18 protein-coding genes and 1 tRNA gene are annotated in these 22391 nt (G+C 65.7%); 14 read left to right on the top strand and 5 right to left on the bottom strand.

Going from position 1 to position 22391, the window contains the following annotated elements; all coding sequences use genetic code 11:
- Nucleotides 1–30 precede the first annotated feature (30 nt).
- Entirely contained in the window at nt 31–1065 is a 1035-nt protein-coding gene (locus M4578_RS05605) for a patatin-like phospholipase family protein (RefSeq protein ID WP_258092454.1), read from the top strand.
- A 164-nt stretch (nt 1066–1229) separates the two neighbouring features.
- Here the strand turns inward: M4578_RS05605 and M4578_RS05600 are convergent, their stop codons facing one another.
- Nucleotides 1230–2096 (bottom strand): LysR family transcriptional regulator, encoded by an 867-nt coding sequence (locus tag M4578_RS05600; protein WP_258092453.1) that lies wholly within the window; start codon nt 2094–2096, stop codon nt 1230–1232.
- A 96-nt stretch (nt 2097–2192) separates the two neighbouring features.
- Here M4578_RS05600 and M4578_RS05595 point away from each other — a divergent pair, with 96 nt between their 5' ends.
- Both M4578_RS05595 and M4578_RS25690 read left to right on the top strand, forming a co-directional pair.
- Entirely contained in the window at nt 2193–3110 is a 918-nt protein-coding gene (locus M4578_RS05595) for a DMT family transporter (RefSeq protein ID WP_258092452.1), read from the top strand.
- A 152-nt stretch (nt 3111–3262) separates the two neighbouring features.
- Complete coding sequence (locus M4578_RS25690; protein WP_274705552.1) at nt 3263–7705, top strand: DUF4214 domain-containing protein; 4443 nt, start codon at nt 3263–3265, stop codon at nt 7703–7705.
- A gap of 258 nt (nt 7706–7963) precedes the next feature.
- On the opposite strand, the gene M4578_RS05585 is transcribed toward M4578_RS25690, so the two are convergent.
- Nucleotides 7964–8053 (bottom strand) — tRNA-Ser (locus M4578_RS05585).
- 169 nt (nt 8054–8222) lie between these two features.
- Between M4578_RS05585 and M4578_RS05580 the strand changes: the two genes are divergently transcribed.
- The 4 genes from M4578_RS05580 to M4578_RS05565 all read left to right on the top strand — a co-directional run bounded on the left by M4578_RS05580 (nt 8223) and on the right by M4578_RS05565 (nt 10799).
- On the top strand, nt 8223–9041 hold the full coding sequence (locus M4578_RS05580; protein ID WP_258092451.1) for a DUF2059 domain-containing protein: 819 nt from the start codon (nt 8223–8225) through the stop codon (nt 9039–9041).
- Between the two features lie 193 nt (nt 9042–9234).
- Nucleotides 9235–9831 carry a 50S ribosomal protein L21 gene (locus M4578_RS05575; protein WP_258092547.1) on the top strand — a complete coding sequence of 199 codons (597 nt, stop codon included), beginning with the start codon at nt 9235–9237 and terminating at the stop codon, nt 9829–9831.
- An 18-nt stretch (nt 9832–9849) separates the two neighbouring features.
- On the top strand, nt 9850–10119 hold the full coding sequence (gene rpmA / locus M4578_RS05570) for a 50S ribosomal protein L27 (RefSeq protein ID WP_258092450.1): 270 nt from the start codon (nt 9850–9852) through the stop codon (nt 10117–10119).
- A 134-nt stretch (nt 10120–10253) separates the two neighbouring features.
- Nucleotides 10254–10799 (top strand): GNAT family N-acetyltransferase, encoded by a 546-nt coding sequence (locus M4578_RS05565; RefSeq protein WP_258092546.1) that lies wholly within the window; start codon nt 10254–10256, stop codon nt 10797–10799.
- 146 nt (nt 10800–10945) lie between these two features.
- On the opposite strand, the gene mepK is transcribed toward M4578_RS05565, so the two are convergent.
- Complete coding sequence (gene mepK / locus M4578_RS05560; RefSeq protein ID WP_258092449.1) at nt 10946–11515, bottom strand: peptidoglycan L,D-endopeptidase MepK; 570 nt, start codon at nt 11513–11515, stop codon at nt 10946–10948.
- Between the two features lie 333 nt (nt 11516–11848).
- Here mepK and M4578_RS05555 point away from each other — a divergent pair, with 333 nt between their 5' ends.
- The 6 genes from M4578_RS05555 (at nt 11849) to M4578_RS05530 (ending at nt 17514) form a co-directional block, all read left to right on the top strand.
- Nucleotides 11849–13483, top strand: a complete 1635-nt coding sequence (locus tag M4578_RS05555; RefSeq protein WP_258092448.1) for a L,D-transpeptidase family protein — start codon at nt 11849–11851, stop codon at nt 13481–13483.
- A 31-nt stretch (nt 13484–13514) separates the two neighbouring features.
- Entirely contained in the window at nt 13515–14603 is a 1089-nt protein-coding gene (lpxD, locus tag M4578_RS05550) for a UDP-3-O-(3-hydroxymyristoyl)glucosamine N-acyltransferase (RefSeq protein WP_258092447.1), read from the top strand.
- A gap of 39 nt (nt 14604–14642) precedes the next feature.
- The gene (locus M4578_RS05545; protein WP_258092446.1) at nt 14643–14903 is read left to right on the top strand and encodes an acyl carrier protein; all 261 of its coding nucleotides are present in this window, start codon (nt 14643–14645) and stop codon (nt 14901–14903) included.
- Nucleotides 14900–16108, top strand: coding sequence for a beta-ketoacyl-[acyl-carrier-protein] synthase family protein (locus M4578_RS05540; protein ID WP_258092445.1), 1209 nt, complete (start codon nt 14900–14902; stop codon nt 16106–16108). The genes M4578_RS05545 and M4578_RS05540 overlap by 4 nt, the downstream gene beginning before the upstream one ends.
- Before the next feature lie 197 nt (nt 16109–16305).
- Complete coding sequence (locus M4578_RS05535) at nt 16306–16857, top strand: NADPH-dependent FMN reductase (protein ID WP_258092444.1); 552 nt, start codon at nt 16306–16308, stop codon at nt 16855–16857.
- A gap of 171 nt (nt 16858–17028) precedes the next feature.
- Nucleotides 17029–17514 (top strand): cytochrome b, encoded by a 486-nt coding sequence (locus M4578_RS05530; RefSeq protein WP_258092443.1) that lies wholly within the window; start codon nt 17029–17031, stop codon nt 17512–17514.
- Between the two features lie 63 nt (nt 17515–17577).
- Here M4578_RS05530 and gap read toward each other — a convergent pair whose 3' ends face one another.
- The gene (gap, locus tag M4578_RS05525; protein ID WP_258092442.1) at nt 17578–18585 is read right to left on the bottom strand and encodes a type I glyceraldehyde-3-phosphate dehydrogenase; all 1008 of its coding nucleotides are present in this window, start codon (nt 18583–18585) and stop codon (nt 17578–17580) included.
- A 251-nt stretch (nt 18586–18836) separates the two neighbouring features.
- Here gap and M4578_RS05520 point away from each other — a divergent pair, with 251 nt between their 5' ends.
- Nucleotides 18837–19805, top strand: a complete 969-nt coding sequence (locus M4578_RS05520; RefSeq protein WP_258092441.1) for a DUF808 domain-containing protein — start codon at nt 18837–18839, stop codon at nt 19803–19805.
- Nucleotides 19806–20184: 379 nt separating this feature from the next.
- Here M4578_RS05520 and tkt read toward each other — a convergent pair whose 3' ends face one another.
- Nucleotides 20185–22203: a transketolase gene (tkt, locus tag M4578_RS05515; RefSeq protein WP_258092440.1), complete on the bottom strand. Its 2019-nt coding sequence runs from the start codon at nt 22201–22203 to the stop codon at nt 20185–20187.
- Nucleotides 22204–22391: the final 188 nt, after the last annotated feature.

The following is a 22391-nucleotide window of genomic DNA, read 5'->3' as shown; positions in this document are numbered from 1 at the left end:
CGCGCTGGTTCAATCTGTTAGGGGTAAGAGATGACGTTGCGGATTACGATCGCGCTGCAAGGTGGCGGTGCGCATGGCGCCTTCACCTGGGGAGTCCTCGACCGGCTTCTGGAAGAGGAAGAGATCGAGATCGCGGCGATCTCGGGCACCTCGGCGGGGGCACTGAACGGCGCCGCGCTGAAGGCGGGGCTGGTGCGCGGCGGGCGCGCCGGCGCGCGCGAGACGCTGGACTGGCTCTGGCACGAGGTGGCGGGGCTGCGCGACATGTCGGTGCCGGACTGGATGCATGCCTGGCTGCCGGATCCCGGGCTGGTCAGCCGGACAGTGCAATATTCGCTGCCCTATACTGCCGGCGAGGCGGTGGGGCGCATGCTCTCGCCCTATATCTGGGGGCCGCTCTACCAGAACCCGCTGGAACGGATTGTGGAGAAGCTCGATTTCGGGTCGATCTGCGCCCATGAGGGCCCCGAGTTCTTTGTCTGCGCGACCTCGGTGCGCGACGGCAAGGTGCGGGTCTTTGAAGGGGACAAGCTGTGCCCCAAGGCGATCCTCGCCTCTGCCTGCCTGCCGACGCTGTTCCAGGCGGTCGAGCTGGAGGACCCGCAGACCGGTGTGATCGAGGCGTTCTGGGACGGCGGCTATACCGGCAACCCGGCGCTGTTCCCGCTCTACAAGCCCGAGCTGCCCGAGGATCTGGTGATCGTCAATATCAACCCGCTCGAGCGCGAGGCGCTGCCGGTGACGCCGCCGGAAATCCAGAACCGGATCAATGAGATCAGCTTCAACGCGGGGCTCCTGCGCGACCTGCGGGCCATCGAATTCGTGCAGCGGCTGATCGAAAGCGGCGCGATCAAGAAGGGCGCGATGAAGCGTCTGCGCGTGCATATGATCGCCGACGACACGCTGATGAACGAGCTTTCGGTGGCGACCAAGATGGTGCCGCTGCCCTCGGTCATCGCGCAGCTCAAGGCCGCGGGACGCCGCGCCGCCGGATCGTTCCTCACCGATCACGGCGCGCATCTGGGCGAACGCCAGACCGCCGATCTGCGCGCGATGTTCTCCTGACGCTCGGGCGGTCCGGGGCGCGATCCGCCTGCGTCGGATCTTCCGGGCGGAGAGACCGTATTCGCCACATAATAACGCATTTTCAGATTGTTATGTTGGAAATTGAGTTTGATAGATGAGATTTTCGTTTCAACATTCTGTTTTATATGATTTTTTAATACCTTTTATCCTTCTATCAGCTCCTGCCGCATCTCCCGAAGCTGCCGCGTGATCGCCTCGGCGACGGCCTGGATGCGCCTTGAGGCGGCAAGGTCGGCATGGGTGACCAGCAGCACCGGGCGCTCCATGAGGCTGCCGTCCGGCAGCGCAGCCGCCAGCAGGTGCAATCCTGCCCGTCGCGCAAGGAAATGCGGCAGGATGCCGATGCCAAGCCCGTCCCGCACCGCCGCGACCTGCGCCTCCAGCGTGTTGAGCATGAGCTGCCCCGCCGCGTCGGGCAGCATGGCCCGCGTCCAGGTTCTCAGCAGGTCGAAGGTTTCGGTGTCGGGCCAGGTCACGCCGCGCGTGGGCCGCGGCGCATCGGGCGGGCCGTAAAGGCCGAAGCCCACCGTGGCCACCCGCCGCACCGTCAGATTGCCGCTGTCCGGCGCGATCATGCGCAGGGCGAGATCGGCATCGTGCCGGTGCAGGTTGACCGGCCCCGGCCCATAGCGCACCTCGATGTCGAGCCCGGGGTTCTGCGCGAGCAGGGGCGCCAGCGCCGGCAGGACCACGGGCGAAATCAGGCTCTCGATGCTGGCAAGCCGGACCATTCCGCGGATCTCCGCCTCGGCCGCCGCATCCTGGCGCAGTGCCAGCATGGAAAGCTCCACCGCCTCGGCGCGCGGCAGCAGCGCCGCCCCCTGATCCGTCAGATCCACGCCCTGCTGATGACGCAGGAACAACGGGCTCTGCATCACCTGTTCCATGCGCTCGATCCGCCGCGACATCGTCGCGACCCCCAGCCCGAGCTGCCGGGCGGCCCCGGAAAGCGTGCCCTCGCGGGCCAGGGCAAGGAACAGACGGACATCGTCCCAGTTCAATCGGTCCATGAGTGTTCCATTTTTGGAAAACGGATCGGGTATTCTGGCTATATCCGCACGATTTTCGGAATGCGAGCCTGGCCGCGATCTTGCAGGAGAGTCTTTATGACCAATGCCGACCTGACCGCACCGCGCGGAGGCGGGGCCGATCGCCGGGCCTTTGTTCTCAGCGCGCTTGCCGCGATTTTCTGGGGCTCGAATTTCGAGGCCACCCGCATCGTGCTCGAGGGCAGCCCGCCTTTGAGTGCCGCCGCAGGGCGTTTTGCGCTGGCGGCTGTGGTGACGCTGCTCTGGATGCGGCTCTCGGTCGGGCCGGGCCTGGGCGCGTTGCGCCGCAATCTCGCGGCTTTCGCGCTTCTTGGCCTGATCGGGATCGCGGCGTTCAATGCGGCGCTTTTCCTGGGGATGCGCAGCGCCAGCCCGGTGACGGGGGCGCTGATCATGGGCACCAGCCCACTGACGACGACCTTGATGGAGGCGCTCTTGCTGCGCCGCCGCCCGGCGCCGCGCATGTTGCTGGGTATGGCCATCAGCCTCTGCGGCATCGCCCTGACGGTCGGGGCCTTCTCGGGGGCGGTGCTGACCGGCGGCGACCTGATCATCCTCGCGGGCAGCCTGTGCTGGGCGCTTTACACGGTGGGCTGCCGCCATTGGGTTCACGAGGCGACGCCGTTGGAAACCACCGCCTGGACGATGCTGTCGGGCACGGCGGCGCTTGGCCTCGCCGCCTGGATCTTCGAGGCGCCGCTGACCACCTTCGCCTCGGCGGCGCCCGCCGTCTGGGGGGCCACGCTCTGGATGGCGCTGGCGGGATCGACCGCCGCTTTCGCCTTCTGGCAGACCGGCATCCGCCAGCGCGGCCCGGGCCCGACCTCGGTCCTGTTCAATCTGGTGCCGGTCTCGGCGCTGCTGATCGCCATGGGGTTCGGAAGGATGCCCGCGCTGTCGCAATGGGCCGGTGTGGCGCTGGCCATCGGCGGCGTGCTGCTGGCCAGCGGCGCCTGGCCCCGTCTCAGGCGATGAGCGGGCGTGTCCTGTCGTCCTTAAGGCCGGATGGGTGCCGGAAGCGGAACAGCGGGAACCCGCTCAGCCCTCTATTATAAGTTGCGCGACAATAGGCTGAATTATACCCATAATTGGAAATTAGGGTTTTGTTCAGGTTTGGGCTTTACGACATGTCTATATCGCTTACGGGTTTTGCCGCGGTTGCGGATGAATTCCAGGTCAATTCGGAAACGGCGGGGAATCAGCGCACGCCGTCCATAACGGTTCTTTCCGGCGGTGGTGTCGTCGAAATCTGGCAAAGCGCGGCGTCGGATCCGGCGCAATCGGGCCTGTTTGGACAGGTTTTCGACGCTTCGGGCGCCCCTGTCGGCGGCGAATTCGCGATCGCCGGCGCGTCCGAAGACGCGCAGTCGCCCTTTGTCACGCCGCTCGCGGATGGTGGATTCGCCCTGTCCTGGAAAGACAGCTCCGGCGACAGCCCCTTCGGCGCGATCCTTGTTCAGCGCTTCGATGCGGACGGGCAGGCGGTCGGGAGCGCGGTCGAGGTCTCGGCCCCCTCGGACAGTGTTCGCAGCAATCCCAGCGTGATCGAACGCGCGGATGGCGGTCTGACCGTGGTTTGGCAGGTGCTGGATCAGGACGGCTCGAACTGGGGGATTTTCGCGCGGCAGGTGGATTCGTTGGGCGCGGTCTCCGGTGCCGAATATCAGATCAACGCCACCGTCCTGAATGCCCAGGCCGAACCGGCGGTCACGGCGCTGGCGGACGGGCGGCTTCTGGCGGTCTGGTCCTCGGCCTCGGCGGATGGCACGACGGTGGACATCGTCGCGCGGTTCCTCGATGCGGACGGCTTGCCGATCGGTGCCGAGATCCAGGTCAACGAGAGCGCGACCGGGCTGCGGGCGGCCCCGGATGTCGCGGTGCTGGCCGATGGCGGGCTGGTCGCGGTGTGGCAGGACGATACGACCGGAGGGATCTTCGGGCGGATGTTCGACACGTCCGGCGCGCCGCTCGGATCGGAGTTCCGCATCGATTCGGATGTGGGCGATCAGGCGGCGCTTCCCAGCGTGGTGGCGGTGCCGACCGGCGGGTTCCTCGTCGTGTATCAGGATGGCGATTCTGCCACGGGCGATGTCGAGGTCTTCGGCAAGCTCTACGACAGCGCCGGGCAAAGGATCGGCCGGGCGCAGCAGATCAACAGTTTCGACAGCAGCATCCAGAGCGCGCCCGTGGTCGATATTCTCGATGACGGCAATGCCATGGTGAGCTGGCAGAGCAACACGCAGGATGGCGACGGATACGGGATCTTCAGACAGATTATCGTTTTGAATCAACCGACAACCGGCACGGTGGAGATTTCCGGGACCGCCGAGGAAGAGCAGGTTCTAACCGCCGTCGCGATGCTAGAGGACGGCAATGGGATCGGGACGCTGAGCTATCGCTGGTATCGCGACGATCAGCTTGTACAGGACTCGGACCAGGCGACCTATGCGCTGACGCAGGACGATGTCGGCGCGGCGATCTCGGTCGTGGTGGCGCATACCGATCTGGACGGGTTTGTCGATCTGATCGAAAGCCCGGCCACCGACAGCGTGGTCAATGTGGAGAACCCGGGCGCGGGCCTGCCGGAGCTTACCGGTGAGCTCCGGGTGGGGCAGGTGCTGGCGGTGGACGTGTCCTCGGTGAGCGACATCGACGGCATTGCCGAGATCCAATACGCTTGGGCCGTCGGAAACATCCCGCTGCCGGGCGCCACCGGACCGATGCTGCGGCTGCTGCAAGCCCATTACGGGCTGGAGGTTACCGCGACCGTGACCGTCATCGACAATGCCGGCGAAGAGACGGTCTTTCAGGTGCAGAGCGGTGGCACGGTGGACGACAGACCGCGAGAGCTGCTGTTGTCCGAGGTGATCGAGACCGAGCTTCTGTATCCTGTGGAGCCGGACGCCGTTATCCGGACGGAGGAAGACACGGCCTACGCGCTGTTCTATGGCGAGAACGAGGTGACCTTCGCGGCGTTCGACCTGACCACCGGGACGGAGCTCGCAAGCGGCGCGTTCGACCCGGCGTGGGAATTTCCCATTCACATGAGCATTCGCCGCACCGGAAGTGTGGGGGACTATGGCTACGCTCTGTATGACGACCCCGCGTGGGAGTTCGACAGAAACGATCCCGACGCCGTTGCGGACACCTATCTCCGGGTCTTCACGCTCGAAGACGGCGCGCTCGTTTTCGAAGACATCAACCTCGGGATTGTGCCCAAAGACTTCGCCGGTCTGAGCTTCGATCGGAAATTCGTGAACGCGATTTCGGACGATGCGCTTCTCGTCACGCATGGATCTTATGCCCAGCTTGTCAAGATCGGTGCCGATGGGCTCGAAATCGCTGACACGTTCACCTTTTTGCAAGATCCCATTTATGTGACTCCGAAGGTCATTCCGCTCACGGACGATCTCTATATTCTCGCGGTTGCCAATTCCTATTGGTTCACCCCGGTCTTTTCCGCGCAGATCCGGAGCCTGTCCAGCGATCTGGTGATCGAGATTGATCTGGGCGATCAGGCCGCTTCGAGATATGGCGAGCACTACCACGTCTCCGAGATCTACCTGCAGGAAGGGGATGACGGGCTCTACTATCTGGATGTCGCCAAGACCACCGCATATTACGACGTGGCGCCTTTTGTTCAGCGTGTGGTGCTGGACCTCAGCGGCCCCGAACCCGAAGTGGTGTCTTCCTTCGAGCTGCCGGTGTTCGAGCGCAACGACCCGAGCCCGGATTATCTGAGCGACACGGGGCTGCTGGCGGATGGGATCCTCTCGTCGCCGGTATTCGTCGAGACCGAGAACGGCACCTACCGGCTGGTCATCGAGAACTACGAACTGAATGCGGCGCCGGAAGGACAGCCCGAGATTCTGGGCGCGCTGGCGCAGGGCAACACGCTGCTGGCCGACACCTCGCAGATCGTGGATGCCGATGGCATGACCGATCTGCAATTCAACTGGTGGCGCGACGGGACCAAGATCGAGGGCGCCACATCGGCGACCTACGAGCTGACGCAGCAGGATGTCGGCCACGCGATCACCGTCCTGGTGTCCTACCGTGATGGCGCGGGGCGCCTCGAGCATGTTCTCTCGGACGCCAGCGTGCCGGTTGCCAATGTGAACGACGCCCCGACGGGCGCGATCCTGATCTATGACATTCCGGCCGGCGGGCTGGGGAGTCATATCGTCGGCCTTCAGGATCCCGACGGTCTGGGCGCGCTGTCCTACCAATGGCTGCGCGACGGCGCGCCGATCGCGGGGGCGACGGGGGCCACCTACCAGCCCGTTGCCGCCGATTCCGGGCATGAGATCACCGTGACCGTCTCCTATACCGACGGGTTCGGCACGCCCGAGAGCCTCGAGAGCACCGAGATCGCGACGGTTTCGGGTTCCCCGTCCGGTGACATCCTGATCGGCACCACCGGTGCAGAGGCGCTTTTCGGGCTGGCGGGCAACGATGTGCTGGTCGGGGTCTCGGGTGCCGACTACCTGCTGGGCGGGCCGGGCAACGACTGGCTGTCGGGCGAGGGGACGGTGGCGGCCTCTTACGGGCTGACCGTCGCGAACCAGGTCTTCCGTCTCTACCAGTCGGCCTTCGACAGCACCCCCGACGCGGGCGGTTATACCGCCTGGTCCGGGCGGATCGCGACCGACGAGCTGACGCTGCTTCAGGTGGCCGAGCGCTTCGTGAACGCACCCCAGTTCCAGAAGACCTATGGCGCGCTCGACGATGTCGCCTTCGTGGAACTGCTCTATCAGAACGTTCTGGACCGCGCCCCGGATCCGACCGGGCTGGCGCGCTGGGTCGGCGAGCTCGAAAGCGGGAGCAGCCGCGCCGAGGTGCTGCTGGGCTTTTCGCAAAGCCCGCAATTCATCGCCGCCACCAACGACCGGGCCATCGCCTTTGCGCTCGACGATCTCGCCTCCGACTGGTCGGACGAGGTCTTCCGGCTCTATCAGGCGACGCTCGACCGGGCGCCCGATCTCGGCGGGTTCCAGAACTGGAGCACCCGTCTGGGCAGCGGCATGTCCTTCGACACGGTGATCGAGAGCTTCGTGAACAGCCGCGAGTTCCAGAGCATCTATGGCGATCTGGACGACGCCGATTTTGTGACGATGCTCTATGACAACGTGATGGACCGCGCCCCCGATCCCGCCGGTTTCGACCGCTGGACGGGCGAGCTGGCCAGCGGGGCGTCCCGGGCCGATGTGGTCCGCGGCTTCATCCAGAGCCAGGAGTTCATCAACGCCACCACCGCCGGGCTGGAGAGCTGGATTCGCGCGCAGGGCACCGATGACGTGCTGGAGGCCGGCATGGGCTCGAACACGCTGTACGGCGGTCTGCTGAGCGATACGTTCGTCTTCGACGCGGAACGGCCGGGGGCGCATCGGGTGATGGATCTCGAGAGCTGGGACAGCCTCGTCTTCAGCCGCTTCGGCTATGCCCACGGTGCGGATGCCATCGCGCATATGACCGAGGTCGGCGCGGATGTGGTGTTCGAGGACCAGGGGGTCGTGGTCACCTTTGTGGACGTCGATCTTACCGACATCACGGCGACGATGATCCTCTAGGCCCGGCCTTGAGCGCTTGCGGGCGGGGGCCCTGGTTGGCCGTCGCCTGTGTCCCTGTCACGCAGGGCAGGAGATGGCCGATCTTTCGGACCGTGCCGGTCTTCCGGCGCGGTGCATCGCCGCGCTGTCCGGGACAGTGCCGGGCGCATCCTTTTCGCTGGCCCTGTTTCCGGAACCCCGAGGATGCGGACAGCGCCGCTGCAAGGATGTCTGGCGTGTGGGCAACTTGCCCGATTTCGATGCGAAACCAAGGGCAAGTGGCGGAGAGACAGGGATTCGAACCCTGGGTGGACTTGCGCCCACAACGGTTTTCGAGACCGCCCCGTTCGACCACTCCGGCACCTCTCCGCGGGGGTCGTGAGGGGCCGTTTAGCGGGATGCGCCGCCCGGTGCAACAGGGAAATTTCGCCAACTGCGCCACAACCCGCCACATGGCAACGCACGCCCCTTGCGGCCTTGGAAAAGACCCGGCTCGGGCTTAGGCTGCGGATAACCCGCGAACCGGAGAATCTCCCGAATGGCCCTGCGCTTTGCCGCCTGTCTCTTTGCCGCTGTCCTTGCCCTGCCGGCCGCCGCCGATCCGGCCGATCCGGCGGATGCGCTGCTCGATCTTCTGGGCCTGCCCGAGATCGTGCAGATCATGCGCGAGGAGGGTATGGATTACGGGCGCGAAATGGCGGTCGATCTGCTGCCCGGCGGCGCCAGCCAGGGCTGGCAGGCCGCCGTCTCGACCATCTATGACACCGACGCCATGGAAGAGGTGGTGCGCGCCCGCTTCTCCGAGAGCTTCGGCGATACCGATGCCACGCCGCTGCTGGCCTTCTTCTCGGGCGAGACAGGGGCGCGCATCGTCGATGTCGAGCTTTCGGCGCGCCGCACCATGATCGACAACGACGTCGAAAACGCCGCGCGCGAGGCGTTCCGCGGGCTCGACGGATCCTCCGATCCGCGGCTCGGCACGATCAGCGCCTTCGTGCAGGCCAACGACCTGATCGAGACGAATGTGGTGGGGGCGCTCAACGCGAGCTACCAGTTCTATCTGGGGCTGGTGAATGGCGGCGCGATGGAGATGTCCGAACGCGACATTCTCGACGAGGTCTGGTCGCAGGAGCCCGACACCCGCGCCGACACGCGTGAATGGCTCTATGCCTATCTGCTCATGGCCTATGGCCCGGTGTCGGACGCCGATCTCAAGGCCTATGTGGCGCTGTCCTCGAGCGCCGAGGGCAGGGCGATGAACCAGGCGCTCTTTGCCGGGTTCAACGCGATGTATGACGATATTTCCTACGCGCTGGGTCTGGCGGCGGCGCAGCAGATGATCGCGCAGGACTTGTAGCCCGGTCTAAAGGCCGGGTTGACATTTGAAGGGTATGCCCCGATAAGCGTGGCTCGGAACGGGGCTATTGCGGCCCCGGTTTCGATTCATATATCAACGACAGCCCGGAAGGGCGCGCTGTCCGAGGCGGGCCAAAGGCCCGGAAAGACCCGAAAGGGCGCCACAGGACGCGGGAAACGCAAGGATGACGCAGATGTTCGCGGTGATGAAAACCGGCGGCAAGCAATACAAGGTCCAGTCGGGCGATACGCTCCGGGTGGAAAAGCTGGCCGCAGACGCGGGTGAAACCGTGCAGTTCAACGATATTCTCATGCTCGGCGGCGACCAGGTCGTCGTGGGCGCGCCGCTGGTCGCGGGTGCCGCCGTTCAGGCCGAGGTGATCGACCAGGTGAAGGGTGACAAGGTCATCCACTTCGTCAAGCGCCGCCGCAAGCACAGCTCGCAGCGCACCAAGGGCCACCGCCAGAAGCTGACGCTCGTGCGCGTGACCGAAATCCTCGCCTCGGGCGCCGATGCCTCGGGCGTCAAGGCCGCCGTGGGCGCGGGCTCGGTTGCTGCCGCGCCGAAGGCCGCCGCACCGGCCGCTGCCGCTGGCGACGACCTGACCAAGCTCTCGGGCGTTGGCCCGGCGCTGCAGAAGAAACTGATCGCCGCTGGTGTGACGAGCTTCGCTCAGATCGCCGCCTGGACCGAAGCCGATGTGGCCGAATTCGACGAGAAGCTGTCCTTCAAGGGCCGCATCGAGCGCGAAGGCTGGATCGAGCAGGCCAAAGAGCTGGCCGGCAACTAAGTTATAGGAGACTGACCCATGGCACATAAAAAAGCAGGCGGTTCATCCCGTAACGGCCGCGACTCCGCGGGCCGCCGTCTTGGCGTGAAACTCTACGGTGGCCAGGCGGCCATCCCCGGCAACATCATCATCCGTCAGCGCGGCACCAAGTTCTGGCCGGGCGAAGGCGTTGGCATGGGCCGCGATCACACCATCTTCGCAACCGAAGAGGGTGCCGTGACCTTCCATAAGGGCCTCAAGGGCCGCACCTTCGTATCCGTGCTTCCGGTGGCGGAGGCTGCCGAATAAGCCGATCTCGCGATGAGCGAACTTAGGGGGATCGGCGCAAGCCGGTCCCCTTCGGCGTTTCAGGAGGGGACGGCGCCGATTGCCCGATGCAAGTGCATGAGAGGAGTATGCACATGAGCCTCGACCAGATGAAAATGCCCGTTCCGCCGGCGCCTCCCGTGCTGCAGCCCGAGATCGCGGCCGAACGCTTTGTCCTGCGCCCGCTGCGCCGGTCGGATGCCGGGCTGATCGCGCTTTACGCCGGCGACGAGCGGGTGGCGCGCATGACCACCTCGATTCCCCATCCGCTGCCGCCCGGTACCATCGAGGCGTTCATCGCCCGCGCGGGCGAGGCCGACCGGCAGGACGAGGTCTGGGTGTTGGACGCCTCGGCGCATGGCGGGGCCGAGATCATGGGGCTGATCTCGCTGGAGCGGCTCGACCGCAACCAGAGCGAGATCGGTTACTGGATCGCGCCGCCGTACTGGAACACCGGCCACGCATCCGAGGCGGTGCGGGCGCTGCTCGAAGCCAACCCCTATGGCTCGGCCACGATGTTCGCGAGCGTGTTCCAGGACAATCCGGCCTCGGCCCGGGTGCTGACCAACAGCGGTTTCGAATATATCGGCGATGCCGAGGCGTTTTCGGTGGCCCGCAACGCGACCGTGCCGACCTGGACCTATCTGCGCCGCATGAGCTGAGCCGGGCCGAGCGCCCGGTTTCCCCCGATTCCTGCCGACGTGACCGGCAGGCGGATCTTGAAAGATCAAAAAAAACAGAAAGGCGCCCGGAACCGGGCGCCTCGCGGGACGTTTCTCTTGTACAGACGGGCAGGGAGGGGGAGCGCTTAGCTCCCCCAGGTGCGGACCGGGCCGCAGTCCATATGCACGAAGCTCGAGCCGGAGTAACGGCCGACACCGCCGGCGCGGCAGGCCTGAGCGGCACGGGCCATCTGGTTGACCGAGCGCGAGTTGAGGTGAAGATCCGCCGCCTCGCCGCGCAGGTGGCGCGAGTTCTTGGCCACACCCGAGCTGCGGGCCCGCAGCATGGCGTTGGTCTTGGGCGAGCGGTAGCCCGAGACCAGCATGTAGGGCTCGGAGCAGTCCATCAGATTGTGCGCGGCGGTCATGATGTCCACGGTGCGCGCGTCGATGGATTTGACATCGTTGGTGCGCCAGTCGCGCATGAAGTAATTGATCTGCTTGAGGGATTCCGAAATGTACTCGCCCTCGATCCAGTAGATCATGTCGATCTTTTCGCCGGTGCGTCCGGAATACATCCTGAGCCGCCGGATGTCGCCCGCGCCGCGCAGGAATCCTGCGGCGTTTGCGTAAGTCGGAGCTGCGGTGACGAATGTGGCGGCAAATGCGCCAAGAAGGCCGCGGCGCGTGAGGCCGCCTGCAGTCGTATCAGTCATGTGAAGCGCCTGTCCCGTATAGTCGCTGTACCTGTTTCGCCGCCTCGTTGGACGGACCTGCCATCTCTCCCCAGATGCACCAATTATATGCCATATCTCGAATCGTGCCGAAAGCGTCTTTTCCCGCGAATCGGAACTATCAAGAGGTTTCGGCGATTTTCTGCGCAAATCCTCGCGCACCTGTGGCGCAAATGCGCCGAGCAAACGGGCGCGATGCAGAGAGAGCGCGCGGCTTGCATAATTTGTCATTTGGCGGAAAAGTGAATAGACAGGCTAGGCGCTTGATGAACAAGAATAGTTTAGAGCTTCAGACAGTATTATTTCGGGATGGGTATGACAAATTCGCGCAGGCAGATCGCAGTTGGAGTGAAGGCGGGCATGGCGGTGGCGCTGGCCGCCGGGTGGATCCTGGCAGCCGCACCGCAGGGCGCTGCGGCGCAGACCCTGTCGCTGACCGCCTACAAACAGGCGGTGGCCGAGTCGCTGGCCGAGGACGAGGGCCTTGCCGCCTTCTACCGGGAGCGCGGATTCGAGCCTCTCTGGACCGCCGAGTCGCCCGCCGCAGCCGACCGCCGCGCCGCGCTGATCGCGGCGCTGTCGGGGGCCGATGCCCACGGGCTTCCGGCGGCACGCTACGATCTCGCCGGGCTGATGGCGCAGATGCGCGCGGTGCGCGGCGACCGGGCGCGCGGTCTGCTCGAAGTCGAACTCAGCCAGGTCTTCCTGCGTTATGCCCACGATCTGAACGGCGGTCTGCTCGACGGGCGCCGGGTCGATTCCGGCATCAAGCGCGAGCCGCAGCGCCTGCCGTCGCAGCCGCTGCTCGAGGCGCTGGCAGATCAGGATCCGCGCACGGTCTTCCGCGATCTGGCGCCCAAAAGCCCCGAATATACCCGGCTGATGCGCGAGAAGCTCACGCTCGAACACCGCATTGCGCATGGCGGCTGGGGCGAGACGATTCGCAGTGGCAAGCTGGAGCCGGGGCAAAGCGGCGCGGCGGTTGTGGCGCTGCGCGACCGGCTGATCGCGATGGGCTATCTCGGCACCTCGCTGTCGGCCCGCTATGACGAGCCGATGCGCATGGCGGTTGCCGCCTTTCAGGACGATCACGGGCTCGAGGCCGATGGCGTGGCCGGGGCCGCGACGCTGAGCGCGATCAACATCGCGCCCGAGGAGCGGCTGAAATCGGTGCTGGTCGCCATGGAGCGCGAACGCTGGCTGAACCTGCCCGACGGGCTGGGTACGCGGCATATCCTGGTCAATCTCACCGATTTCCATGCCCGGATCATCGACGCGGGCAAGGTCAGCTTCGAGACCCGCTCGGTGGTGGGCCATCAGGATCCCGACCGCCGCACGCCCGAATTTTCGGACGTGATGGAATTCATGGTGATCAACCCGTCCTGGTACGTGCCGCGGTCGATCATCGTGAACGAATACCTGCCGCTGCTGCGCCGCAACCCGGGCGCGGCGGGGCATCTCCAGATCACCGACAGCCGGGGCCGGGTGGTGAACCGGTCGCGGGGATTCTCGCAATATAGCGCGGCCAGCTTCCCCTATGCCATGCGCCAGCCCCCGGGGCCGCGCAATGCGCTGGGGCAGGTGAAGTTCATGTTCCCCAACAAGTACAACATCTATCTGCATGATACGCCGTCGAAAAGTCTCTTCGATCACACGCAACGCACCTATTCGCACGGTTGCGTCCGGCTCAGCGATCCGAAGGATTTCGCCTATGCGCTTCTGGCGGCGCAGACCGACGATCCGGTCGGCTTCTTCCAGTCCCGCCTGCGTTCGGGCGCCGAGACCCGCGTCAATCTCGACGCGCCGGTGCCGGTGCACCTGATCTACCGTACTGCCTTTACCAAGGCGAAGGGCAAGGTGAACTACCGCAACGACGTTTACGGCCGCGACGCCAAGCTTTGGAACGCGCTTTCTGCCGCAGGGGTGGCGCTGGCCGCGCCGCGGAGCTAAATCCCTCCGGGAGTGATCCCGGAGGCTTTTCATGTACAGCATCGCAGACATCGCCAAGGCGCTCGGGCTCGAGGCGCAGGGCGAGACCTCTCTCCGCGTGAACGGCGTGGCCGAACCGGCCATGGCCGGCCCGCAGTCGCTGGCGCTGGCGATGAAGCCTGATTTCGCCGCGCAGATCGCGCAGGGGCAGGCGCAGGCGGCGATGCTTTGGGCGGGGGCCGACTGGCGGGATTTCGGGCTCAAGGCCGCGATCCTCGCCAAGCGCCCGCGCCACGCGCTGTCGGGCCTGTCGGCGATGATGGATCCCGGTGCGGGCTTTGCGCCGGGCATTCACCCCTCGGCGGTGATCGACCCCACGGCAGAGCTGGGCGCCGACGTGTCGGTCGGCCCCTTCACGGTGATCGGTCCCGAGGCGCGCATCGGCGCGGGCGCGGTGATCGGGCCGCAATGCCATATCGGCTGGCAGGCCGAGCTGGGGCCGGGAGCGCTGCTGCATCCCGGCGTGCGGATCGGCGCCCGGGTCACCATCGGCGCGCGGCTTATTGCGCAGCCGGGTGCCGTGATCGGCGGCGACGGTTTTTCCTTTGTGACGCCCGAACCTTCGGGCGTGGAAAAGGTGCGCGAGACGCTGGGTCGCGAAGGCGATGACGCGGCGCAGGTCTGGGCGCGCATCCATTCGCTGGGCGGCGTGACCATCGGCGACGATGTGGAGATCGGCGCCAACGCCTGTATCGACCGGGGCACCGTGCGCGATACGAAGATCGGCAGCGGCACCAAGATCGACAATCTCGTGCAGGTCGGCCACAACGTGGTGGTGGGCGAAAACTGCCTGCTCTGCGGCCAGGTGGGCATTGCCGGCTCCACCCGGCTTGGCAACAACGTGGTGCTGGGCGGGCAGACCGGCGTGGTCGATAATATCTTTGTCGGCGACAACGTGATCACCGGCGCCGGCACCATGCTGATGGCCAATGTTCCGGCGGGCCGGGCGATGCTTGGCTACCCCGCGACGAAGATGGACAGCCATGTGGAAAGCTACAAGGGGCTGCGCCGTCTGCCGCGCCTCTTCCGCGACGTGGCGGAGCTGAAGAAAGCGGTTTCCAAGCTGGCGGGGAATGGGTAGACGGACGCTGATCGAGCGACGAAGAGGGAGCGCCGCGCCATGAGTGTGAAGGACCGTGTGATCGCGATCATCGCCGAGCAGGCGGTGCTGGAACCATCGGATGTGACGATGGAAAGCACGCTGGAGGATCTTGGGATCGACAGCCTCGGCCTTGTGGAAAGCATCTTTGCCATCGAGGAAGCCTTTGACATCTCGGTGCCGTTCAACGCCAACGAGCCGGAGGAGAGCGATTTCGACATCTCCTCGGTGGCCACGATCGTCGCCGGGATCGAAAAGCTGATCTCCGAGCAGGCAAAGTGAAACGGGTCGTCATAACCGGCGCGGGAACGATCAACGCGCTGGGGCGCGACGTGCCTGCCACGCTCGAGGCGATGCGCGAAGGCCGCTGCGGCATCTCGGATCTCGCGTTTCGCGATGTTGAGCGGCTGGCGATCCGCATCGGCGGACAGGTCAAGGGCTACGATCCGGCGGCGGCCTTCAACCGTCAGCAACTTGCGCTGTACGATCGCTTCACGCAATTCGCGCTGATCGCCGCGCGCGAGGCCATCGCGCAGTCGGGGCTGAGCCTTCAGGGCGAGCTGGCGGATTGTTCGGGCGTGGTTCTGGGCACCTCGGGCGGCGGGCTGACCACGCAGGACGAGAATTACCGTTCGGTCTATGAGGAGGGGAAGAACCGGGTTCACCCCTTCGTCGTGCCGAAGCTGATGAACAACGCCGCCGCGTCCCATGTGAGCATGGAGTTCAACCTGTGCGGCCCGACCTTCACCGTGGCCACCGCCTGTGCCTCCTCGAACCATGCGATGGGTCTGGCCTTCCAGATGGTGCGCTCGGGAAGCTGTTCGGTGATGATCACCGGCGGGTCGGAATCCATGCTGTGTTTCGGCGGTGTGAAGGCCTGGGAAGGGCTGCGGGTGATGTCGAAAGACGCCTGCCGGCCGTTCTCGGCCAACCGCAACGGCATGGTGCAAGGCGAGGGCGCCGGGGTCTATGTGTTCGAGGAATACGAGCACGCGCGCGCCCGGGGCGCCGAGATTCTCGCCGAGGTGATAGGCTTTGCGATGACCTCGGATGCCTCGGACATCGTGATGCCCTCGAAACAGGGCGCCGCGCGGGCGATCACCGGCGCGCTGCGCGACGGCCGGATCGACCGCGAGGAGGTGGGCTATGTGAATGCCCACGGCACCGGCACGGCGGCCAATGACAAGACCGAATGCGCGGCGGTGGCCGATGCCATGGGGCCGCAGGCGGACCGGCTGATGATCTCGTCCACCAAGGCGATGCACGGGCATTGCATCGGCGGCACCGGGGCGGTGGAGCTTCTGGCCTGCATCATGGCGCTGCGCGACGGCGTGATCGCGCCGACCATCGGCTATGAGGAGCCCGATCCGGAATGCGCGCTCGATGTGGTGCCGAACGAGGCGCGCGAGGCGGAGGTCTCGGTGGTGCTGTCGAACGCTTTCGCCTTCGGCGGGCTCAACGCGGTGCTGGCGCTGCGCAAGGTCTGAGCGCGGCGCCCGTGGCGCGGGAGGGACGCCTCCGGCGGGCGTATTTTCCGGAAAGATGAAAGACAGGCGGCTTTTGCGGGGAACGCGGAAGCGCGGGGGCGGTTCCGTGCGAATCTGCACGCTTTGGGTTCGATATTCGGTCTACTCTGCTATTTCGCGCAGCGCTATGTCTTTGCCATCAGATTTTGGAGGCAAAAATGTCCAAACATATCGCTGTCATCGTGGGATCTCTGCGTGAGGGATCTTACAACCGGAAACTGGCGCAGGCGCTGGTCGGGCTGGCGCCCGAGGGGCTCGATTTCTCCTTTGTGGGAACGGGTGACCTGCCGCTCTACAACCCCGATCTCGACGAGGGCGACGTGCCCGAGGCCTGGACGCGGTTCCGGAAATTCGTGAATGCCGCCGATGCGGTGCTGTTCGTGACGCCGGAATACAACCGCTCGCTGCCCGCCAGCGTGAAAAACGCGCTGGACGTGGGCTCGCGCCCCTATGGCGCAAGCGTCTGGGATGGCAAGCCCTCGGCCATCGTCACCGGCTCGCCGGGCGGCATCGCGGGGTTCGGCGCGAACCACCACCTGCGCCAGTCGCTGGTGTTCCTGAACGCCCCGCCCATGCAGCAGCCCGAGGCCTATGTGGGCCATATCCACGAGATCCTCGACGACGAGGGCCGGCTGACCAATGAGGACACCAAGGCATTCCTTGGCGGTTTCATGAGCGCCTTCGCCGCCTGGATCGACAAACTGTCGTGAATTCTGCCACAGGCGGCGGGCGATCCGCCGCCTGTGGGCCGGCGCCGATTGTCGCGGGCCGGGCGCTTTGCAAAAAATGCGCGGGGCAGGGGCGTGGTTTTCGACGGACCCCGCCCCGTCCTGCGTTCAAACCGCCGAGCGATCCCGTTTCAAGCCATCGAGGAGCCCGCCATGGCCCGCACAGCCCCCGCCAGCTATTCCACCCTTCAGAAGCTCTTGCACTGGGCGGTCGTCGTCCTGCTGGCGCTGCAATATTTCGCCTTCGACTCGATCGGCCGGGCCTTTCGTACGCTGATCGAGACCGGCACCCCCAGCTATTCGCTGATCCCCATCGCGCATATCGTCGTGGGGCTGCTCGTTCTGGCGCTGACGCTCTGGCGTCTGGCGCTGCGTGTGACCCATGGCGCGCCGGCGCTGCCCGAGGAAGAGCCGGGCTGGGCGGGGATCGCCGCGAAGCTGACCCACGGGGTGATCTATCTGCTGCTGCTGGCGCTGCCAGTGTCGGGCATGGGATCGTGGTTTCTGGCCTCCCGCAGTCTGGCAGAGCTGCATGAGGCCGGCACCTCGGTGCTGATGCTGACGGTGCTGCTGCATGTGGCCGCCGTGCTGGTGCATCAGTTCTGGTGGAAGACCGGGCTGGCCCGGCGCATGATGTAAACACAGTTCGGGGGGCGGCCTTCTCCTCGGCACCGCCCCCCGTCTCGCTGCGTCGCGCGGCGTTTAGTGATGCAGCCGGCCCATGGCCGCCGCCACATCGGCCATGCGCGCCGAGAATCCCCATTCGTTGTCATACCAGGCCAGCACCCGCACGGTGCGCTTGCCGACCACCTTGGTCTGGTCGGGCGCAAAGATCGAGCTGGCGGTGGTGTGGTTGAAATCGACCGAGACCTTGGGCTCGGGATCGTAGCTGAGGACCATGCCCATGCGGCCGGCGGCGGCCTCGCGCACGACCTCATTCACATCCTCGACGGTCACGTCCTTGCTGGCCTGGAAGGTCAGGTCCACGGCGCTCACATTCGGGGTGGGCACGCGGATCGCCGAGCCGTCGAGCTTGCCCTTGAGGTTGGGCAGCACCTCGCCAAGCGCCTTGGCGGCGCCGGTGGAGGTGGGGATCATCGCCATGGCCGCCGAACGGGCGCGGTAGAGATCGTTGTGGCGGCGGTCCAGCGTCGGCTGGTCGCCGGTGTAGCTGTGGATGGTGGTCATCACACCGCTTTCGATGCCGATGGCCTCGTCGAGCACCTTGGCCAGCGGCGCGAGCCCGTTGGTGGTGCAGGAGCCGTTCGAGATCATCACGTCGCCCTGCACCAGATCGCGGTGGTTGACGCCGTAGACGATGGTCTTCTGCACGTTCTTGGCTGGGGCCGAGATCAGCACGGATTTGGCGCCCTGGTGAATGTGCTGCACCGCCTTGTCGCCATCGTTGAACTGGCCGGTGCATTCCAGCACCACATCGCAGCCCGACCAGTCCAGCGCCTCCATGTCATAGGTCGACATCACGTCGATGGGGCCGCGGCCCAGATCGAGCGCATTGCCGTTCACCACCTTGACCTCGCCGGCGAACCGCCCGTGCACGCTGTCGTAGCGCATCAGATGCGCTGCGGTCTCGATCGGGCCGGTGGCATTGATCTTGACCACCTGCACGTCGTTGCGCGCGCTCTCGGCGATATGCGCCAGCGTGCAGCGGCCGATGCGGCCAAATCCGTTGATCCCGACAGTGACGGTCATGGGCGGGTCTCCTAAATCCTCAGAATATGCGCTTGGTATACAGACGTATGCCGGAAAGCCAATCCGCAAAAGGTGTTTTTGACCAATTTGTTAGCGATAAATTTCCGGGTGGCGCTAACGCCAGCCCGGTCTTGCGTCACGGGTTGCGATAACATCGCAGAAGGGCGATATCTGCGCCCCTGCGGGGCCGGCGGCTTGCACCTTTTGGTGTGGCCGCTAGGCTGCCCCGGCAGGCTGGATAGGAGACAGGCATGAGCGGGCTTCTGGCGCTTCTCGACGACGTGGCGGGCATCGCCAAGATTGCGGCGGCCTCGGTCGATGACATTTCGGCGCATGCGGCCAAGGCGGGCTCCAAGGCCGCGGGGGTGGTGATCGACGATGCGGCGGTGACACCGAAATACGTGCACGGGTTCGAGGCGGCGCGCGAGCTGCCGATCATCTGGCGCATCGCGCGCGGGTCGGTCTTCAACAAGCTGGTGATCCTGCTGCCCGCGGCGCTGCTGATGGCCGCCTTTGCGCCCTGGCTGGTGCCGCCGCTTCTGGTGCTGGGCGGATCCTACCTGTGTTTCGAGGGGGCCGAGAAGATCCTGCATGTGCTGCTGCCGCATGACGCCCATTCCGGCGGGCCCGACGGCAGCCACGATGTGGGCGATCCGGCGCATCTGGAGGAGCAGAAGGTCAAGGGCGCGATCAAGACCGATTTCATCCTCTCCGCCGAGATCATGACGCTGGCGCTGTCGACCATCGAAAGCGGCGAGGTCTGGATTCAGGCGGTGGTGCTGGCCATTGTCGGCCTTGGCATCACGGCACTGGTCTATGGCGCGGTGGCGGTGATCGTGAAGATGGACGACATCGGGCTCTGGCTGACGCGTGTGGGCCGGCTGAGCATGACCCGCGCGCTGGGGCGGGGGATCGTCAAGGGCATGCCCTGGGTGATGAAGATCCTGTCGACCGTAGGCACCGTGGCGATGCTTTGGGTCGGCGGCTCGATCATCGTGCATTCGCTGGCGCAGATGGGCTGGCATCTGCCCGAGGAGACGATCCATCACGCCGCCGTGGTTGTGGCGCAGCCGGTGGGGACAGAGCTTCAGGCCGCCGCGCTCTGGATCGCGACGGCGGGGATCGACGGGGTGCTGGGGCTGATCTGGGGGATCGTGCTGGTGCCGGTGGTGACCAAGCTGGTGATGCCGCTCTTCGGGGGGAAGACAGCGGCGCATTGAGCGGCGCCTGCTTCATGAAACGGGCGGCCCCAGGGGCCGCCTTTTGATCTTTGCCGAAATTCTCAGCCGGTATGGATGCGGCGGCGCTGGTGGAAGTCGCGTTCGGAGACAATAAGTACAACCCAAGGCGGGCCAAGCGGCTGCCCGTGGGGTGCCGCACTGACGGTCCGAATTCCTTGATTTATCCTGGCCAGATCCGAAGGACCTCTCAACGAGGCGCTTGCGTCTCCAAAGCGGCAGCCCGGCGGGACGGGCAGCCGCTGGGCCCGGCGGCCTTCGGCCTTGTTTCCGGGCCTGAGGGCGCGGAGATCGACCGTGGTCTTTTCGATATGATCGCGGCCCCCGGGTCATTTCACCCGAAGGCCGCGGCCAGTTTGATTTAGAGCAGCGCCTTGGCCTTCTCGGCCACCGCCTCTGCGGTGATGCCGAACTTCTCGTAGAGCACCTCCGCCGGCGCCGAGGCGCCGAAGCCGTCCATGCCGACAAAGGCCGATTTGGCCTCGCGGCCACGCTCGCCCAGCAGCCATTTGTCCCAGCCGAAGCGCGTCGCGGCCTCGACGGCGACCCGCACGGGGCCCGCCGGCAGCACGCGCTTGCGATAGGCCTCGTCCTGCGCCGAGAACAGCTCCCAGCAGGGCATCGAAACCACGCGGGTGCCGATCCCGTCCGCCTGCAGCAGATCGCGCGCGGCCATCGCAATCGAGACCTCGGAGCCGGTGGCCATCAGGATGACCTGACGCTTGCCCGTCGCCTCGGCCAGAACATAGGCGCCTTTCTCGACCAGGTTGTTGGTCTTGTGCTCGGTCCGCACGGTGGGCACGTTCTGGCGCGTCAGCGACAGCACCGAGGGGGTCTCGGTCTGGCTCAGGGCAATCTCCCAGGCCTCGGCGGTCTCGATCGTGTCGGCGGGGCGGAACACCAGCGTGTTCGGCGTGGCGCGCGAAATGGCCAGATGCTCCACCGGCTGGTGGGTCGGGCCGTCTTCGCCAAGGCCGATGCTGTCATGGGTCATGACAAACACCGTCGGCGTCTTCATCAGCGCCGCCAGACGCATCGCCGGGCGGGCGTAATCGGTGAAGGCCATGAAGGTGCCGCCATAGGGGCGGATACCGCCATGCAGCCCCATGCCGTTCATCGCGGCGGCCATGCCGTGTTCACGGATGCCCCAGTAGACGTAGCGGCCCTTGCGGTTATCGGTGTCGAAGACGCCCATATCGCCGGTCTTGGTGTTGTTCGAGCCGGTAAGGTCGGCAGAGCCGCCCACCGTCTCGGGCATCACCGGGTTCACCACTTCCAGCACCATTTCCGAGCTCTTGCGGGTCGCCACCTTGGGCGCCGCCTCGGAGTTCTGCTTCTTCAGCGCGCGGATCACGGAGGAGAGCTTTTTCGGCGCTTCGCCGGCCATCATGCGGGCGAATTCCGCCTGCTTGCGCTCGGAGAGCGATGCGAGCCGGGCTTCCCAGGCCTCGCGATCGGCGGCGCCGCGCGTGCCGATGCCTTCCCACCAGCTCTTGATCTCGGCGGGCACGTTGAAGGCGCCGCCGCTCCAGCCCCAGAGCGCCTTGGCCGCGGCGTTCTGATCGGCATTGGTCAGCGCGCCATGGCCCTTGGAGGTGTCCTGCGCCGCGTGGCCCAGGGCGATATGGGTCTTGCAGGCGATCATCGAGGGCTTGTCGGTCACCGACTTGGCGGCGGCGATGGCCGCGTCGATGGCCTCGGGATCGTGGCCGTCGATTTCCTGCACATGCCAGCCGGCGGCGAGGAAGCGGGCCACCTGATCGGTGCGGTCCGAAAGCGAGACCCTGCCGTCGATGGTGATGTCGTTGTTGTCCCAGAAGACCACGAGACGGCCGAGCCCGTAGCGGCCCGCAAGGCCGATGGCCTCATGGCTGACGCCTTCCATCAGGCAGCCGTCGCCGGCGATCACATAGGTGAAGTGATCCATCGTGGCCTTGCCGAAGCGGCCGCGCAGGATCTCTTCGGCCATGGCGAAGCCCACCGAGGTGGCGATGCCCTGGCCGAGCGGGCCGGTGGTCATCTCGACTCCGGCCGCATGGGTGTTTTCCGGATGCCCCGCAGTGCGCGAGCCCCATTGGCGGAAGGCCTTGATCTCGTCGAGCGTGATCTGCGCATCGCCGCTGAGATAGAGCAGCGCATAGATCAGCATCGAGCCGTGGCCGGCGGACAGGATAAACCGGTCGCGATCCGCCCATCCGGGGTTTTTCGCATCGAATTTCAGATGCTTGGACCACAGAACCGTGGCGACGTCGGCCATGCCGATGGGCATGCCGGAATGGCCGGAATTGGCCGCTGCCACCGCGTCGAGCGTCAGCGCGCGGATGGCGGTTGCGCGCATCCAGTGTTCGGGATGTGCGTCGCGAAGGGCGGTGATATCCACGGGGCGTCCTCTCTTTCCCAGAGCCGTTGCCGTCGCTGAATAGCAGCGTTCCTCCGAAGTTCAAGCATTGGCGCCATCATTCCGCAGGCTCAGGATGAACTGCGCCCGGTAACGCCTTGGAAAACATAAGGGGCGCAATTTTCCATTGCGCTTGTTAAACTCATGCGCAACGGGGTGGTGCCGATTCG

Origin of the sequence: Salipiger pentaromativorans, from assembly GCF_024721115.1 — a bacterium.
GTDB lineage: Bacteria > Pseudomonadota > Alphaproteobacteria > Rhodobacterales > Rhodobacteraceae > Salipiger > Salipiger pentaromativorans.
Note: the sequence above shows the minus strand (reverse complement) of the source record. Positions and strands in the feature narration are given on the sequence as shown.

Excerpts from the sequence above, each read along its gene's own strand:
- M4578_RS05605 (WP_258092454.1), top strand. The coding sequence starts at position 31 with ATGACGTTGCGGATTACGATCGCGCTGCAAGGTGGCGGTGCGCATGGC.
- gap (WP_258092442.1), bottom strand. The coding sequence starts at position 18,585 with ATGACCGTCACTGTCGGGATCAACGGATTTGGCCGCATCGGCCGCTGC.
- M4578_RS05555 (WP_258092448.1), top strand. The coding sequence starts at position 11,849 with ATGACAAATTCGCGCAGGCAGATCGCAGTTGGAGTGAAGGCGGGCATG.
- M4578_RS05535 (WP_258092444.1), top strand. The coding sequence starts at position 16,306 with ATGTCCAAACATATCGCTGTCATCGTGGGATCTCTGCGTGAGGGATCT.
- rpmA (WP_258092450.1), top strand. The coding sequence starts at position 9,850 with ATGGCACATAAAAAAGCAGGCGGTTCATCCCGTAACGGCCGCGACTCC.
- M4578_RS05545 (WP_258092446.1), top strand. The coding sequence starts at position 14,643 with ATGAGTGTGAAGGACCGTGTGATCGCGATCATCGCCGAGCAGGCGGTG.
- lpxD (WP_258092447.1), top strand. The coding sequence starts at position 13,515 with ATGTACAGCATCGCAGACATCGCCAAGGCGCTCGGGCTCGAGGCGCAG.
- M4578_RS05565 (WP_258092546.1), top strand. The coding sequence starts at position 10,254 with ATGCCCGTTCCGCCGGCGCCTCCCGTGCTGCAGCCCGAGATCGCGGCC.
- M4578_RS05580 (WP_258092451.1), top strand. The coding sequence starts at position 8,223 with ATGGCCCTGCGCTTTGCCGCCTGTCTCTTTGCCGCTGTCCTTGCCCTG.
- M4578_RS05600 (WP_258092453.1), bottom strand. The coding sequence starts at position 2,096 with ATGGACCGATTGAACTGGGACGATGTCCGTCTGTTCCTTGCCCTGGCC.
- M4578_RS25690 (WP_274705552.1), top strand. The coding sequence starts at position 3,263 with ATGTCTATATCGCTTACGGGTTTTGCCGCGGTTGCGGATGAATTCCAG.
- mepK (WP_258092449.1), bottom strand. The coding sequence starts at position 11,515 with ATGACTGATACGACTGCAGGCGGCCTCACGCGCCGCGGCCTTCTTGGC.
- M4578_RS05595 (WP_258092452.1), top strand. The coding sequence starts at position 2,193 with ATGACCAATGCCGACCTGACCGCACCGCGCGGAGGCGGGGCCGATCGC.
- M4578_RS05520 (WP_258092441.1), top strand. The coding sequence starts at position 18,837 with ATGAGCGGGCTTCTGGCGCTTCTCGACGACGTGGCGGGCATCGCCAAG.
- M4578_RS05530 (WP_258092443.1), top strand. The coding sequence starts at position 17,029 with ATGGCCCGCACAGCCCCCGCCAGCTATTCCACCCTTCAGAAGCTCTTG.
- M4578_RS05575 (WP_258092547.1), top strand. The coding sequence starts at position 9,235 with ATGTTCGCGGTGATGAAAACCGGCGGCAAGCAATACAAGGTCCAGTCG.